At 46.1% G+C, this 16,433-nt stretch carries 10 protein-coding genes and 1 riboswitch; all 10 genes read left to right on the top strand.

Going from position 1 to position 16,433, the window contains the following annotated elements:
- Positions 1-56 precede the first annotated feature (56 nt).
- Positions 57-167, top strand: a riboswitch (purine riboswitch).
- Between the two features lie 106 nt (positions 168-273).
- Positions 274-1,227: an EamA family transporter gene (locus J7E78_RS04370; RefSeq protein WP_215075111.1), complete on the top strand. Its 954-nt coding sequence runs from the start codon at positions 274-276 to the stop codon at positions 1,225-1,227.
- 204 nt (positions 1,228-1,431) lie between these two features.
- On the top strand, positions 1,432-1,857 hold the full coding sequence (locus tag J7E78_RS04365) for a cupredoxin domain-containing protein (protein WP_215075109.1): 426 nt from the start codon (positions 1,432-1,434) through the stop codon (positions 1,855-1,857).
- 96 nt (positions 1,858-1,953) lie between these two features.
- A complete protein-coding gene (locus J7E78_RS04360) occupies positions 1,954-2,976 on the top strand; it encodes an SDR family oxidoreductase (RefSeq protein ID WP_215075105.1) in 1,023 nt (340 codons plus the stop codon).
- 16 nt (positions 2,977-2,992) lie between these two features.
- Positions 2,993-3,703, top strand: a complete 711-nt coding sequence (gene treR / locus J7E78_RS04355; protein ID WP_215075104.1) for a trehalose operon repressor — start codon at positions 2,993-2,995, stop codon at positions 3,701-3,703.
- A gap of 173 nt (positions 3,704-3,876) precedes the next feature.
- A complete protein-coding gene (locus J7E78_RS04350; RefSeq protein WP_215075103.1) occupies positions 3,877-7,215 on the top strand; it encodes a tetratricopeptide repeat protein in 3,339 nt (1,112 codons plus the stop codon).
- 50 nt (positions 7,216-7,265) lie between these two features.
- A complete protein-coding gene (locus J7E78_RS04345) occupies positions 7,266-9,605 on the top strand; it encodes a beta-galactosidase (protein ID WP_215075101.1) in 2,340 nt (779 codons plus the stop codon).
- Positions 9,606-9,920: 315 nt separating this feature from the next.
- The gene (locus J7E78_RS04340) at positions 9,921-10,853 is read left to right on the top strand and encodes a glycoside hydrolase family 5 protein (RefSeq protein WP_397330469.1); all 933 of its coding nucleotides are present in this window, start codon (positions 9,921-9,923) and stop codon (positions 10,851-10,853) included.
- Positions 10,854-11,032: 179 nt separating this feature from the next.
- Positions 11,033-13,102 (top strand): bifunctional aldolase/short-chain dehydrogenase, encoded by a 2,070-nt coding sequence (locus J7E78_RS04335; protein ID WP_215075099.1) that lies wholly within the window; start codon positions 11,033-11,035, stop codon positions 13,100-13,102.
- A gap of 19 nt (positions 13,103-13,121) precedes the next feature.
- Positions 13,122-14,393 (top strand): L-rhamnose isomerase, encoded by a 1,272-nt coding sequence (gene rhaA / locus J7E78_RS04330; protein ID WP_215075098.1) that lies wholly within the window; start codon positions 13,122-13,124, stop codon positions 14,391-14,393.
- Positions 14,394-14,550: 157 nt separating this feature from the next.
- Positions 14,551-16,224: a ribonuclease J gene (locus J7E78_RS04325; protein ID WP_215075096.1), complete on the top strand. Its 1,674-nt coding sequence runs from the start codon at positions 14,551-14,553 to the stop codon at positions 16,222-16,224.
- Positions 16,225-16,433: the final 209 nt, after the last annotated feature.

The raw sequence follows: 16,433 nt of genomic DNA, 5'->3' as shown, positions 1-16,433 counted from the left end.
GTTGACACCATCTCACCTCCCATGTAATATATGAAAAGTCGTCACACACGAATTACATCAAATTGCATATATCATTTCGTATAACCTCGCAGGCCGAAAGTGTACACAGGGCGAGGGTCTCTACGGGAAGCCTATACTTCCTAACTACGATGCCAAGGAATCAATGTATTCCTTGCTCGTAGTTAGGATTTTTTGCATTTAGATGGTATCTGTGACCTTGGCATGAACCAACATGCGGGCGTATTTTTCTTATCATCAGGAGGTTTATTCACAATGAAATATTATCTGTCCGTTCTCGCGGGAGCGATGAGCTATGGCATATTATCCACGATTGTGGTTCTGGCGTATGGCGAAGGATATAAACTTGGAGAGGTTGTGGGAGCACAACTGATCACGGGTTTTCTTCTATCCTGGATGCTGGCGCTATACACAAGATTTAGAACAAAACGCAAGTCACAGGCAAATGGCAAAGCATCAGGAGCCGTGGCACAGGTATTCCAGCGGTTGACGTGGAAACAACGTCTGATATTGATGGCAGCCGGAACACCAACGGTAATTACTGGTCTCGTGTATTATCAGTCTTTACGTTATATCCCGGCTTCACTTGCCATTATCCTGTTGTTCCAGTTCACATGGATTAGCGTATTGATTCAGGCGATAAGCAAACGTCAACGTCCAGACAAAGTCACGTTCCTGACGTTAATCATTCTGTTTGGTGGAACATTGCTGGCAGCGGGTTTCCTGGAACAGGGTTTGGGTGAGTTCAACGGTCTGGGTATTGCGCTTGGACTAATGGCAGCCGTAAGTTATTCCCTGTTTGTATTGTTCAGCGGCAAAGCCGTTCCTTCAGCGCATCCAGCCTTCCGCAGTGCGTGGATGGTTACAGGCGGATTGATCCTGCTGTGCATTTTATTCCCGCCGACATTCCTTTTTAACGGATTGATCTGGAGCCAGTTGCTTGTATTTGGATTGTTGCTTGGATTCTTCGGGGCTTTCATTCCACCAGTACTGTTCGCTATCGGCGTTCCGCATATTGGAGGCGATATGGCCGGAATCCTGGGCGCAGTGGAGCTTCCAATTGCAGTACTGCTATCCTCTATCGTGCTTCATGAGCATGTCAGCGGATTGCAATGGTTCGGAGTGATCATTGTGCTCATTGGCGTTGCCCTGCCAGAGTTGTACAAATTACGAATGAGACGAAGTCGCAGTAAACCGATCTATTCCTGATTCACACGAAAAGGGATATTGAGGAGCATGAGCGGGAATACCCGTAATAAGCCTGAGAAATCAGGCTTTTTTTAATGAGTTATTCTTGCTCAATCGCAATAGCCCAGAGGAGTCATTTTCATTGTCATGCGAATCAGGTATGCTTAAAGAACACATCCGTCTGTGGATTGAATATAGATGGGACATCGAATGAGGAGTGTTTATATGAAAAGCTGGTTTGGAAAAACATGGCCTTGGTTAACGCTGGGTCTGACCGTTGTTGTACTGCTTGGATCATTTTTGGTTTATTTTATGGGCAAAGACGTATCCCCGGGATCAGGAAGTGCTGTAACTGCACAAGCCGAGACACCGGAGGATTTGAAGGGATATGAAGTCATTGATGTGGACGTGAGCAACGATGGTTTTGGACCAGACGTTATTGAGGTGAAAGCTGGTGTACCGACCAAAATCAACTTTATTCTGACCAAGTCGGTAACACATGTCAAATCAGTGGGATCACAAAAGCTTGGTATGGATCTATATATGCAAAAGGGACCCAATTATTATACGGTCGACAAAGATCTGCCAAAGGGCGAATACGAAATTCACTGTGGTATGTATATGATATACGCAACGATTAAGGTCGTCTAAGCAGAAGGAGCAAGGTTTCGGGTCACCGAGCTTTGCTCCTTCTTTTGGTGCGTGATATCATGGAAAAGTGGGTAAAATGGATCAGGAGGTGGCGAAATGAAAGCGCTATTTATTGGAGGGACAGGCACCATCAGTACGGCCATTACGGAGATGCTTGCACAGCAAGGCTGTGAGCTTTATTTGATTAATCGCGGCAATCGGAACGATGAGTTGCCAGCAGAAGTCAAGGTACTTCAAGCGGATATTAATGACGAGGCACGTGTAGCGGAACTGATAGCTGATCTGGAATTTGATGTTGTGGCGGATTTTATCGCTTTTGTACCGTCTCAATTGGAGCGAGATTACCGTTTGTTCAAGGATAAAACCAAGCAGTTTATTTTTATAAGTTCAGCATCAGCGTATCAGACTCCCCTGGCTGATTACCGGATCACGGAAGGTACGCCCTTATCGAATCCATACTGGGAGTATTCTCGCAACAAGATTGCCTGTGAAGACTATCTGATGAAACAATACCGTGAGCATGGATTTCCGGTGACCATCGTGCGTCCGAGCCATACGTATGGCGACAAATCGGTACCTCTCGGTGTTCATGGTGCTCAAGGCAGCTGGCAGGTTCTCAAGCGTATACGTGAAGGCAAACCCGTTATCATCCATGGAGATGGTACCTCACTGTGGACCATCACGCACAATACTGATTTTGCCAAAGGGTTCATCGGGCTTATGGGAAATATCCATGCCATTGGTGAATCGGTACATATCACCTCAGATGAATCCGTCACCTGGAATCAGATTCATGAGATTATAGCTGGCGTGTTGGGTGTTAAGCTTCATGCGGTACATGTACCCTCTGAGTTCTTGGCAGCATGCAGTGATCAGGATCTTCGCGGCGGATTGCTGGGTGACAAAGCCAATACCGTTGTGTTTGATAACAGCAAGCTGAAGCGGCTTGTTCCGGAATTTCTAGCAACGACAAGAGCTGATCAGGGCATTCGACGTACGATTGAGCACATTCTGGAGCATCCTGAGTTACAGACCGAAGATCCGGAATTTGATGCGTGGTGTGACAAGGTCGTTGGCGCATTGGACGAAGCGTTATTAAAGATCAGAGATGAGAAATGAGAAGTGATGATGAATAATGAATAATAAATTTATCCGGATATATGAAGATATTGCAGATCGTATTCGGACCGGAGAGATTGAGGCAGGGACGCTGCTTCAATCGGAACTGGATCTATCGGAAAGTTATCAAACGTCTCGAGAGACTATCCGCAAAGCATTGAAAATGTTGTACGAAGAAGGTTATATTCAGAAGATTCAAGGCAAGGGCTCGATTGTACTGGACATACGCAAGATCGATTTTCCCATCTCAGGTCTGGTTAGCTTCAAGGAATTGGCCAAAAAAATGGGACATCGAGCTCAAACGTATGTGAAGGTTTTCAAGGAGCAACAGGTCGATCAGGCGTTGCACAAAAAAATTAACTTTGGTCTGAATGAACAGGTCTGGGAGATCAGACGTGTGCGCAAAGTGGATGGAGAGTATGTCATACTGGACAAAGATTACATTAGCCAGCGGCTTGTTCCTGGGCTCAGCAAAGAGATCTGTAATGATTCCATCTATGAGTACATTGAGCAAGAGCTGGGGCTTTCCATTTCGTTTGCCAAAAAAGAGATTTTGGTGGAAGAACCCACCGCTGAGGACAGGGAACTGCTTGACCTTGAAGGGTTCCATAATGTGGTTGTGGTGAGGAGCCAGGTGTACCTGGAGGATGCCAGTCAATTTCAGTATACGGAGTCCAGGCATCGACCGGACAAGTTCAGATTTGTGGATTTTGCACGTCGCAGATAAGTTAATCAAGATCGATCAGAGAGTACCTTTCACTGCATTATTCAGTGGATAGGTACTCTCTTTGGTTATGTGGGAATCCGAAGATCGTCCATCAAGAACCGCTTAATGTCAATGTTCTTCCTGCATGTCGGAGCGTATGATCACAATATATACGAGGCCAAGGAGTGAGCGAATTGAATCACGTGACAGCAAAATCAAATGTTCGCATATGGGAAGAAACCAGAGATATTCCAACCTATGGTACAGGTAAACCGGACAAAAATCCGATGTTTCTTGAAAAGCGAATCTATCAGGGAAGTTCGGGTAAGGTGTACCCGCATCCCGTGATCGACAGCATTGAAGATGAAGCAAAAATGAAGTCGTATCGATTAATTATTCTCGAAAATGAATATGTACGTATTGAGATGATGCCCGAACTGGGTGGACGAATCTATCGCGCGCTGGATCGGACCAACAACTACGATTTTGTATATTATAACCGGGTAATTAAACCTGCACTTGTGGGTCTGGCAGGGCCATGGATTTCTGGGGGAATCGAATTCAACTGGCCACAGCATCATCGGCCGAACACGTTTGGTCCAGTCGATTATACATTTGGCAGTAATGAAGATGGGAGCGCTACCGTCTGGGTAGGTGAGATTGATCGAATGTATGGTACCAAAATGACCGCTGGTTTCACATTACATCCCGCCAAAGCCTATCTTGAAATCCATGCCGAGGTATACAATCGCACCAGCGCACCTCAAACTTTTCTATGGTGGGCTAATCCGGCTGTAGCCGTCAACGATCATACGCAATCTGTGTTTCCGCCTGATGTAACAGCTGTGCTGGACCACGGAAAACGGGACGTATCCCGCTTTCCCATCGCAACCGGCACCTATTACAAGATGGACTATTCTGAAGGTGTGGATATCTCGCGCTACAAAAACATACCGGTTCCAACATCCTATATGGCGTATAAGTCGGATTATAATTTTGTGGGGGGTTATGACCACGGGGTTCAGGCAGGTTTGTTGCATGTAGCGAATCATCATATTTCTCCGGGCAAGAAGCAATGGACCTGGGGGAATGGGGAATTTGGGCAAGCCTGGGATCGCCAGTTAACGGACGAGGATGGCCCATATATTGAATTAATGACAGGTGTCTATACCGATAATCAGCCTGATTTTACATGGTTACAGCCGTATGAAGCCAAATCTTTTTCGCAGTATTTTATGCCGTATAAAGGAATTGGTATGGTCAAAAATGCATCGATTGATGCAGCGGTTAATCTGGAAATGGACGAAACGACCGGAATGGCAACCGTGATGGTATATGCGACGTCGGTTTTTGAACAAGTGACCGTTGAAGTGGTAGGACCAGCCGCGGTATATCTCCATGAGAGATGTAATATCTCACCTACGGAACTATATAAGTCTTCATTCCCGTGGAGCGGACAAGATGAATGGCATCAGGTGAAGTTAAGTGTTCGAACTGTGGAAGGAAAAGTACTTGTGGCCTATCAGCCTGAACGTACTGAGATTCAGGAAGTACCCGATCCGGCGAAACCACTCCCACTGCCATCGGAGATTCGTACGAGTGAACAACTATATCTGGCTGGTCTTCATTTGGAGCAATATCGGCATGCCACGTATGAACCAGAACCTTATTATCTGGAAGGTTTGAAGCGTGATGCCAGGGATATTCGTCTAAACATTGCATATGGCACATTGCTGCTGCGTAGAGGGTTGTTTCAAGATGCAGAGAAGCATTTCAGACAGGCCGTTCAATCGCTGACGTGGAAAAATACGAATCCGTATGATAGTGAAGCTTTTTACCAACTCGGTCTGAGTTTGAAACTACAGGGGAAACAGGAAGAAGCCTACGCAGCACTGTATAAAGCCGTATGGTCTGCACAGTATCAGGATACGGGTTATTACATGCTTGCTCAGATTGATACGGGTCAACATCGGTACATGGAAGCGTTGGATCACATCGAACGTTCGCTGATTCGTAACACCAGACATTACAAGGCTCGGCATCTGAAGGTGGCTCTGCTGCGCAGAATGGGTCAAGATAAACAGGCCATCCAATATGCGCGTGAGACATTGGCACTGGACCCGGTTGAATTTGGAGCCGCACATGAATTAGTCCTGATCTACAGCGGAGCAACTGCACCTTCAGAGAGAGAACAAGCGGAGCAAGCGCGTGAGCATTTCCATCGTTTGATGCGAGGAGACGTTTATAATTATCTGAATCTAGCCGCAGATTACGCGGATTGTGGGTTGTGGGAAGAAGCACTGACGGTACTCTCCTATGTTGAATCCGCAAATTCACGGACGTATCCTATGGTTGGTTATGCTCAGGCCTACTTGTATCGTCAGCTGGGGGAGGTGGAGCAGGCCCGAGAATGTCAAAAGCAGGGGGAAGCTGCTCCAACTGATTATTGCTTTCCTAATACGCTATTTGAATTCATGGTGCTTCAGGATGTATTGGTAGTAGATTCGAATGATGCACGTGCTCACTATTACCTGGGAAATTGGTTATATGATCATAAACGCTACGAGGAAGCAATCACTCATTGGGAAACTTCGCGCGAGGCGAATGCTGCATATCCGACTGTACATCGGAATCTGGGACTGGCTTATTATAACAAGCTGAATCGCCCCGATCTTGCACTGGCTTCATTAGAGGAAGCTTTCCGATTGGATTCAGAGGATGCCCGAATCTTCTACGAGTTGGATCAACTGCACAAGAAGATAGGGTATTCTCGCGAGCGTCGAATTAAATTGCTGGAACAACATATGGAGTTGGTTCACCACCGTGATGATCTGTATATCGAGTGGGTGACTTTATTGAATATGCAAGGTAGTCATCAAGAAGCATGGAATGCCCTTCAGACCCGGCGGTTTCATCCATGGGAGGGTGGTGAAGGCAAGGTAACTGGACAATATGTTACGGCACTGACGGAACTGGCAAAGCAAAATCTGGAGAAACAACAACCTGAACTAGCATTGGAGCTGTTGCAGAAGGCATTAGTTTACCCGGAGAACTTAGGTGAAGGTAAATTGGAGGGAGCCGGAGATAACCCCGTTTATTTTTATCTTGGCTGTGCCTACCAGCAACTGAACAAGGATCAGGCGGCAGAGGAGAGTTTCCTCAGAGCATCCATCGGTTTGAATGAACCGGCAAGCGCGATGTTTTATAATGATCAACCGCCGGAATCCATCTATTATCAGGGTCTGGCCTGGCAGAAGCTTGGCAATGTGAAGGAAGCCAACAGGCGATTCAATAAATTAATTGACTACGCCGAAAGACATATGCATGATCACATCCGAATGGATTATTTTGCAGTATCTCTGCCCGATTTTCTGGTGTTTGACGACGATCTCAATCAGCGAAATGAAGAACATTGCCGATATATGCGGGCATTGGGTCTTCTGGGACTGGGTCGGACGAGTGAAGCCAAACTTGAGTTGGAGCGGGTACTGGAGAAAAACCCGAATCATCGAGGGGCAATCATCCATCGATAATTGATAATCGTTCAACACATCCCATTTATATCGAAGGAGTTATATAATCCATGAATGATAGTATAGCAGGTAGCCATATTCGCTTTATATTGGACGCGGAAGATAAGGACATTCGTGCGGGTCGTATGACTGGCAGTGGCGGCAAAAGCCCACGAGGGGAATCGTATGATTTTACCAACTATTATATGACTCGTAATGCTAAACCCCATATTCCCGTGGTAGGTGAGTTTCATTTCTCCAGATTCGCTTACTTGCAGTGGGAAGAAGAATTACTGAAGATGAAGGCAGGCGGGGTGAACATCGTCGCTTCCTATGTTTTCTGGAATTTTCACGAGGAGCAGGAAGGCGAATTTAATTGGTCAGGAAACCTGAACTTGCGACACTTTGTGGATCTATGCGGCAAACATCAGCTGCCACTGATTGTGCGGATTGGTCCATTCTGTCATGGGGAAGTTCGTAATGGCGGGATGCCCGATTGGTTATTCAGTTACCCGTTCGAAGTCAGGTCGAACGATGAAGGGTATCTGTATTACGCCAAGCGATTATATCGGGAGATTGCCCGTCAGCTCACCGACTGTTTTTATCAGGAGGGTGGCCCTGTTATCGGGGTACAGTTGGAAAATGAGTATATGCACGCTGGCGCCCCCATGGATGCCTGGGGATATACCCGCGAAAAATACATTACCTCCGGCCGGGATGGACGAGAACATCTGAAGATGCTTCGCCATATTGCCGAAGAAGTCGGTATGAAGCCGATGTTCTATACTGCCACGGCCTGGGGCAATGCTGCGGTGCCTGAAGAAGGAACATTGCCGATGCTAGCGGGGTATGCGTACACACCATGGATTCCCAATCAACCTCCAAGCCGGGAGTATTTGTTCCGGGATCTGCATATGAATCCTGTGGAAGAAGTGGATTATGACAGTCCGGAGTATCCTGCTGCGTATTGTGAGCTTGCTGGTGGCATGCAGGTCAGTTATCACGCTCGTCCGGTTGTTGATGCGGACAGTGTCGAGGCGATGACCATTGTGAAGCTGGCGAATGGCAGTAATCTGGTCGGATATTATATGTATCACGGGGGGACCAATCCGGTAGGCAAAAATTCATATATAAACGAGCAGGCATTGCCTAAAATGACGTATGATTACCAATCGCCACTCGGGGAATTTGGACGTATTGGTGAATCGTATGACCGAATTCGAAGCTTGTCCATGTTCCTGGAAGCATATGGTGAGTTGCTTGCACCAATGGGCTGTGTTGTACCGGATGGTCAACATGCGATAACACCGGAGAACACGATGGATATGCGTTGGTCTGTTCGCCAACAAGATGGCTCAGGGTTCCTGTTCATGAATAATTATCAGGATCATGTGGCGATGCCTGATCGAGCTATACAATTGGAGCTGCATACCAGCAAAGGGACTGCTTTATATCCAAGAGAAGGAACGATGCAGCTGAAATCAGGCATGGCAGCCATTCTGCCTTTCCATATGAATCTGAATGAAATGAAAATCATTAGTGCTACGGTTCAGCCACTGACCCGGTTTATGGTAAATCAGGAGCTTACGGTTGTCTTTTATGCTCATGAAGGCATGAAGCCTGAGTATGTTATGGATACATCGTCTGTTACGAATGTGGATATGCCCGAAGGTACAGTATCTAAGCAGGGTAATGAAGTTGTGATTCACCCGATTGCAGGCAAGGACCATCATCTGCGAATCACAACATCGGACGGTAGGGTCATACGTATCATTACATTGACCCGTGAAGAGGCATTACATGCCTACCGTTTCCGTGTGGGCGGAGAAGATAGGCTTGTAATTAGCAGCAGTCATCTGTATGTACAGAATGAGATGCTCATATGTACATCCGTGGAGCAAGCAGAGATGGAGGTATCCTTCTATCCGGCTCCAGAGCATGTTTCAGCTTCTAAATATGCTGTGTCATCCCAGTTGAAGCAGGGAATATTCGTTACGTATACATTCCAGGTTACGCCTTACGAGCCTGCTGTAGAGGTTGAATACCCCAAAGAGTATGCAGCAACACTTAGATTGGACACAGCGTGGCCGGAACAAGTAGATGACGTGTGGATTGAGATTGATTATGAAGGAGACGTTGCAGCAGCACATATTCATCATCAGATGTTAACAGATCATATTCACTATGGGCACAGCTGGATGCTTGGTTTGAAGCAATCCCGTCATTTGCTGGCTGATCACGCGCTTCGTCTGTCTATAACGCCAATTCGAAGAGGGGCGACTGAGAGTTACGTGAATCAGGCTTATGTTGAGCGGTTTGAGGGTGTGGAGATCGGGAAGTTCAATCATATTCGGGTGATACCTCATTACCGGGTTAGGTTAGTATTGGTAGGAGTTAGGGAAGACGCTTAGTCTAAATCAGGAGTTAAAAAACAGATAAACAAGACTTAAACAAGAGTTAACTGACGTTTATGATACAGAGGGTTCTTTCTCCGAACGGTTGTGAGGGGAAAGGGCCTTTTGGCTGTGTGATGTAAAATAAATGATTCCTAATCATGGTAAAAACTTCTTGACTGGTAAGCGTTTTCAATTTATTATAACTTCATAACCTTATCGATAAAGTTTATTTAAACTAAATAACGTAACTATAATAAAGTTAATACAGGAGGTTCCAAACGAATGGTTAATCTGAAAAAGTGTACAATCTTCACGGTTATTGCTGCTCTCATGTTCATGGCATTGGGGAGTGCAGCCCCTAAAGCATCTGCTGCTACAGGATTTTATGTAAGCGGTAACAAGTTGTATGATTCCACTGGTAAAGCTTTTGTCATGAGAGGTGTTAATCACGGACATTCCTGGTTCAAAAATGATCTGAATACCGCTATCCCAGCAATCGCCAAAACAGGAGCCAATACAGTACGCATTGTTCTTTCGAATGGTGCCCAGTACACCAAAGATGATCTGAACGCTGTTAAAAATATAATTAACGTGGTCAACCAAAATAAAATGATAGCTGTACTCGAAGTCCATGACGCCACAGGGAAAGATGACTATAATTCGTTGGATGCGGTGGTGAACTACTGGATTAGCATTAAGGAAGCTTTGATTGGCAAAGAAGATCGGGTAATCGTCAACATCGCCAATGAATGGTATGGAACGTGGAATGGAAGTGCGTGGGCTGAGGGTTACAAAAAAGCCATTCCGAAACTCCGAAGTGCGGGAATCAAAAACACGCTTATTGTGGATGCAGCCGGATGGGGACAGTTCCCTCAATCCATCGTGGATTATGGACAAAGTGTATTTGCAGCCGATTCTCAGAAAAATACCGTCTTCTCCATTCATATGTATGAGTATGCTGGCAAAGATGCTGCAACGGTCAAAGCCAATATGGAGAGTGTGCTGAACAAAGGATTGGCTCTGATCATTGGTGAATTCGGGGGATATCACACAAACGGTGATGTGGACGAGTATGCCATCATGAGATATGGTCAGGAAAAAGGGGTAGGCTGGCTTGCCTGGTCTTGGTACGGAAACAGTCCCGGTCTGAATTATCTGGACATGGCCACAGGTCCAAACGGAAGCTTAACGAGCTTTGGCAACACCGTAGTTAATGATACCTATGGTATTAAAAACACTTCCCAAAAAGCGGGGATTTTCTAATCCACCGATGAAACAAGAACACTCTGACGTTCACGTCAGGGTGTTTTTTTAATAAAATGACTCAATCTATAATGTCTTTTGAATATTTCCGTTTTGTTTTAAAATATTTTGTTTTCAAAATAAAACAAAGATGTTAAACTCGGATTAGGAATAAAACAAACATTATCGGAGGGAAACAAATGGTACAGAGTTTATGGAATGCATCGCAGGCATCTGAGAAAACAACAGGACTTGAGCAGTTGGTTTACCGATCCAATCTGATTGGATCTGATCGCAGTGTATGTAACATTTACGGTGGTAATACCTCTACCAAAACGACAGTGAAGGACTTTCGTGGTCGTGATGTAGAAGTAATGTATGTGAAGGGAAGCGGCTCTGATCTGGGTTCCATGGAAGCGAAACATTTTACCGGACTTGGGCTCGAAGACATAAGGCCGTTAATTGAACGTGAATCCATGTCGGATGAAGAGATGGTTGAATATCTGGGACATTGCATGATTGATGCCAAGCATCCGCGCGCCTCTATCGAGACTCTGCTGCATGCGTTTCTTCCATATAAACATGTGGATCATACACACCCGGATGCGATTATCAGCCTGTGTTGTGCGCATAACGGCAAGGAATTGGCGAGAGAGATCTACGGTGATCGTTTTGTATGGGTGCCTTACGTACGTCCAGGGTTTACGTTATCTAAAATGATTGCTGAAAGCGTATTCTCGAATCCCAATGCCGAACTCGTACTGATGGAAAAACACGGACTTGTCACTTGGGGTGAAACATCCGAAGAATGTTACGCTCAGACAATCAAGATCATTAATGAAGCGGAAGCATTCATCGAAGCACGGGTGGACGAAGGAAGTTTGTTCGGTGGTGTGAAGCACCCGGCACTTGCCGCTGATGTTCGTCGTCAGATCGTATCACGTGTGATGCCAACAATTCGTGGAGCGGTATCGGATAGCAAAAAAATGATTTTGTCCTTTGACGATCAAGAGGACGTACTTGCTTTTGTAGGCGGAGCAGATTCCCCGGAATTGTCACAGGTGGGTGCAGCTTGCCCGGATCATCTGGTACATACCAAAGTGGTACCTCTGTTCATTGATTGGACGCCGGATGCGAATGATATCGAAGGCTTAAAAGCGAAACTGGTGGAAGGCGTGGCAGCCTACAAAGAGCAATATCAACATTATTTTGAGAGCAACAAAAACGAAGGTGATGTCATGTTCGAAGCGGCACCACGCGTGATCCTCATTCCAGGTGTGGGCATGATCAACACGGGCAAGAGCTGGGCGCTTTCCCAAGTAAGCGGAGCGTTGTATCACAGAGCTATTGCCGTTATGCGTGGGGCCACTAGCCTGGGTCAATTCGTATCGCTTAGTGCAAACGAGTCTTACAATGTGGAGTACTGGCCGCTGGAACTGTACAAATTGTCTCTCGCTCCAGCAGAAACGGAATTCTCCCGCAAAGTGGCGTTTATCACAGGTGGAGCAGGCGGGATCGGAAGTGAAACAGCACGCAGATTGGTATCTGAAGGCGCACATGTGGTGCTTGCTGATCTCAACCTGGAGGGCGCACAGAAGGTAGCACAGGAAATTAATGATCAGTACGGTGCGAATCGTGCTTATGCGCTGAAAATGGACGTAACTGATGAGGAAGCCGTTCAATCTGCGTATGCAGATGTTGCGGTGCAGTATGGCGGAGTGGATATCATCGTGAACAATGCGGGACTAGCCACATCCAGCCCATTTGACGAAACGTCCCTGAAAGAATGGAACCTGAATATGAATGTTCTGGGTACAGGGTATTTCCTCGTGGCTCGCGAAGCCTTCAAGCTGATGAAACAACAGGGTATTGGGGGAAGCATGGTATTTATCGGGTCCAAGAACTCGGTGTATGCAGGTAAAAGTGCCTCTGCTTATAGCTCAGCAAAAGCACTGGAAGCGCATCTGGCACGTTGTATTGCAGCAGAAGGTGGAGAGTATGGCATTCGTGTCAACACCATTCTTCCGGATGCCATTCTACAGGGTTCAGCGATCTGGAACGGTTCCTGGAGAAATGAACGAGCAGCGGCATACGGGATTGAACCGGATCAATTGGAAGAGTATTATCGCAAACGGACGACATTGCTCGTGAATATCTATCCAAGAGATATTGCGGAAGGAATTGCATTCTTTGCTTCTTCGAAATCCGAAAAAACAACCGGTTGTATGATGACCATTGATGGCGGTGTACCGGCAGCATTTACACGTTAAATTAGGAGGGTTCTTGCGGATGGATAACCAAGTCAAGCAAGCGTATGAAGCAGCCAAGGCATTGTATGCCCAGCACGGAATTGATACGGACGAGGTGCTGAACAAACTGGCAGAGATCAAAGTATCTGTACACTGCTGGCAAGGCGACGATGTCAAAGGTTTTCTAAATAAAGATGGGGAGTTAACAGGGGGGATTTCCGTTACAGGTCAATATCCGGGGGCAGCGACCACACCTGCGGAGCTTCGTAACGATCTCGAGCAAGCTTTTGCTCTGATTCCTGGCAAACATAAGGTCAATCTGCACGCGATTTACACGGATACCGACGAGCAGGTTGAACTGGATCAGATTGAGCCGAAGCATTATGAGAACTGGGTGAAATGGGCCAAAAAACAAGGACTCGGTCTGGACTTCAACCCAACATGTTTTTCCCATGAAAAATCAAGTGACGGGTTCACGCTCAGTCATCCAGACCCTGAGATTCGCAAGTTCTGGATTGATCACTGCAAGGCATCCCGCCGGATTGGTGCTTACTTCGGGGAACAGCTTGGTCAGACTTGTGTAACCAACGTATGGGTACCGGACGGATTCAAGGATAATCCGGTTGACCGGTTGACACCACGCAAACGTCTCAAAGAATCGCTGGATGAAGTATTTGGGGAACCACTTAACCCGGAGCACAACCTGGACGCGGTAGAGAGTAAGCTGTTTGGTCTGGGTTCGGAAGCATATGTTGTAGGTTCTCATGAATTCTATATGGGTTACGGTTTGCAAAATGATACGTTAATCTGCCTGGATGCGGGCCATTTTCATCCAACAGAGGTTATTTCCAATAAACTGTCGTCCTTGTCATTGTTTACAAATGGCATTCTGCTTCACGTAAGCCGACCGATGCGCTGGGACAGTGACCATGTGGTAATTATGGACGATGAGTTACTGGAAATTGCCCGTGAACTGGTTCGACATGATCTGCTTGCGACCACACATATTGGACTGGATTTCTTTGATGCAAGTATTAACCGTGTAGCTGCATGGGTTGTGGGTACTCGCAACACGATCAAAGCTCTCCTGCGTGCGATGCTGGAACCAGTGGATGCCTTGAAACAAGCCGAGTTGGAAGGGGATTACACGTTGCGCCTTGCCTTAACGGAAGAGTTCAAATCCTATCCGTTTGGCGCGATCTGGGATTACTATTGTGCTCAGCAAGGCGTTCCAGTCCGTGAAAAGTGGATCACCGATATCAAAACCTATGAACAAGACGTATTACTACAGCGTGATAAATCATTGGTGTAACCGTATTTATTTTTCGTATAAACCACTATGGAATGAAAATTCCGTGGTGGTTTTTTTGGCATAATCACATTTAATGCATAAGTGAGGCGATTGCTTCCATACTAGGAATATAGATCCGTATCGTATACGATTGCCACGCAGAGGAGGAATAATAGAGTTGAATCTAGCCCACAACAAACTGTATATCGCTGCACTTGGCGGCGTGAATGAAATAGGGAAGAATATGTATTTCATCCAGTACAATCAGGACATCATCGTGATTGACTGTGGTTCGAAGTTTCCCGATGAGACATTGCCTGGTATTGATCTGATCATTCCGGATGTAGCGTATCTGCTGGAGAATCTGGATAAAGTAAGGGGTCTTGTGGTTACCCATGGACATGAAGATCACATTGGTGGCATTCCTTATTTGTTAAAACAAATGAACATCCCGGTGTATGCATCCAGGCTCACTCGCGGACTGATCGAGCTTAAACTGAAAGAGCATGGGCTGCTGCGCAAGGCCGACCTGCATACGATCGATGCTCATTCCAGCATTACGCTGGGAGGGATCGAGGTTTCCTTTTTCGCAACCAGTCATAGTATACCGGATTGTCTTGGTATCTTTTTTCAGACCCCAGCAGGCAATGTTGTGCATACAGGAGATTTCAAATTTGATATGTCTCCTGTACATGGACCTTTCCCAGATCTGCACCGCATGGCCGAGATTGGCAAACAGGGAGTTCATGTATTGCTCTCCGAAAGTACCAATGCGGAAAGACCCGGATTTACACCTTCCGAGCGGGTTGTGGGAGATCACATTCTGGATGCCTTTATCCGTGCCAAACAAAAAGTGTTTATCTCCACCTTTGCGTCGAATGTCAGCAGGGTACAACAAATTGTGAATGCAGCATTTGAGACAGGGCGCAAACTGGCACTTTTGGGCAGAAGTATGGTAAATGTGGTATCAGTGGCCAGTGAATTAGGCTACTTGCAAGTTCCTGACGGATTGTTGATTGAAGCTATCGATTCGGATCAGTTTCCACCCGAACAAGTTGTTGTTTTATGCACCGGTAGCCAGGGAGAAGCGATGGCAGCATTGTCACGTTTGGCTTCCGGCAAACATCCTCACGTGAAAATTAACGGCGGGGATACGGTTATTCTTGCTGCCGGAGCTATTCCGGGCAATGAGAGGAATCTTGCACATGTGATTGACAACCTGTATGTTCTCGGAGCACGTGTGATATATGGTTCAAGTGGTGCTGCAGGAATGCATGTCTCTGGACACGGCAGTCAGGAAGAACTCAAATTAATGTTAACCCTGATGAAGCCGGATTATCTGATTCCGATCCACGGTGAGTTTCGCATGTTGTATCAACACAGACTGCTTGCCGAGTCCGTAGGTATAGAGCGTGACCATGTCTTTATTGTGAATAACGGAGATATGGTTCAGTACAAAGACGGCGTGGCTTCTCCTGGTCCCAAAATTGCATCAGGAAATAGTCTCGTAGATGGTCTGATCATGGGTGATGTTGGCAATATTGTATTGCGTGATCGCAGGCAACTGTCATCCGATGGTATGCTTGTAATAGTAACCACATTGAGCAAAACGGAGAAACAAATGGTTGCTTCACCCGAAATTATCTCCAGAGGGTTTGTATTTGTCAAGGACTCGGAAGAATTCATGCATGAAATTCATGAGCTGGTTCTAAACCAGATGAGTGAGTTGACCGGGGCTGGTGTGAATCAGTGGAATGTGATTAAAAGAAAGCTGAAAGACGAGATTGGTCACTATATTTATGCTCAAACAAAGAGAAGACCTATGATCTTGCCGATTATTATTGAGGTTTAAGACTGTAGGGCGAGCGTTCTTATGTTAGTGATCTGTGCAAACGTGTATATGGAAGCTAAACAGCCTGATGAATGTCGGATCATACTTCGGTATGAACGTCACATTGTCATCAGGCTTTTGCTATTACATCGGGAAATTACAATAGATATGCGATAAATGGAGTTGAATCAAATTCGCCACGGGTTTGCGATTCGAAGTATAATATAAGG

The organism is Paenibacillus polymyxa (genome assembly GCF_018614975.1).
Classification (GTDB): domain Bacteria; phylum Bacillota; class Bacilli; order Paenibacillales; family Paenibacillaceae; genus Paenibacillus; species Paenibacillus polymyxa_E.
Note: the sequence above shows the minus strand (reverse complement) of the source record. Positions and strands in the feature narration are given on the sequence as shown.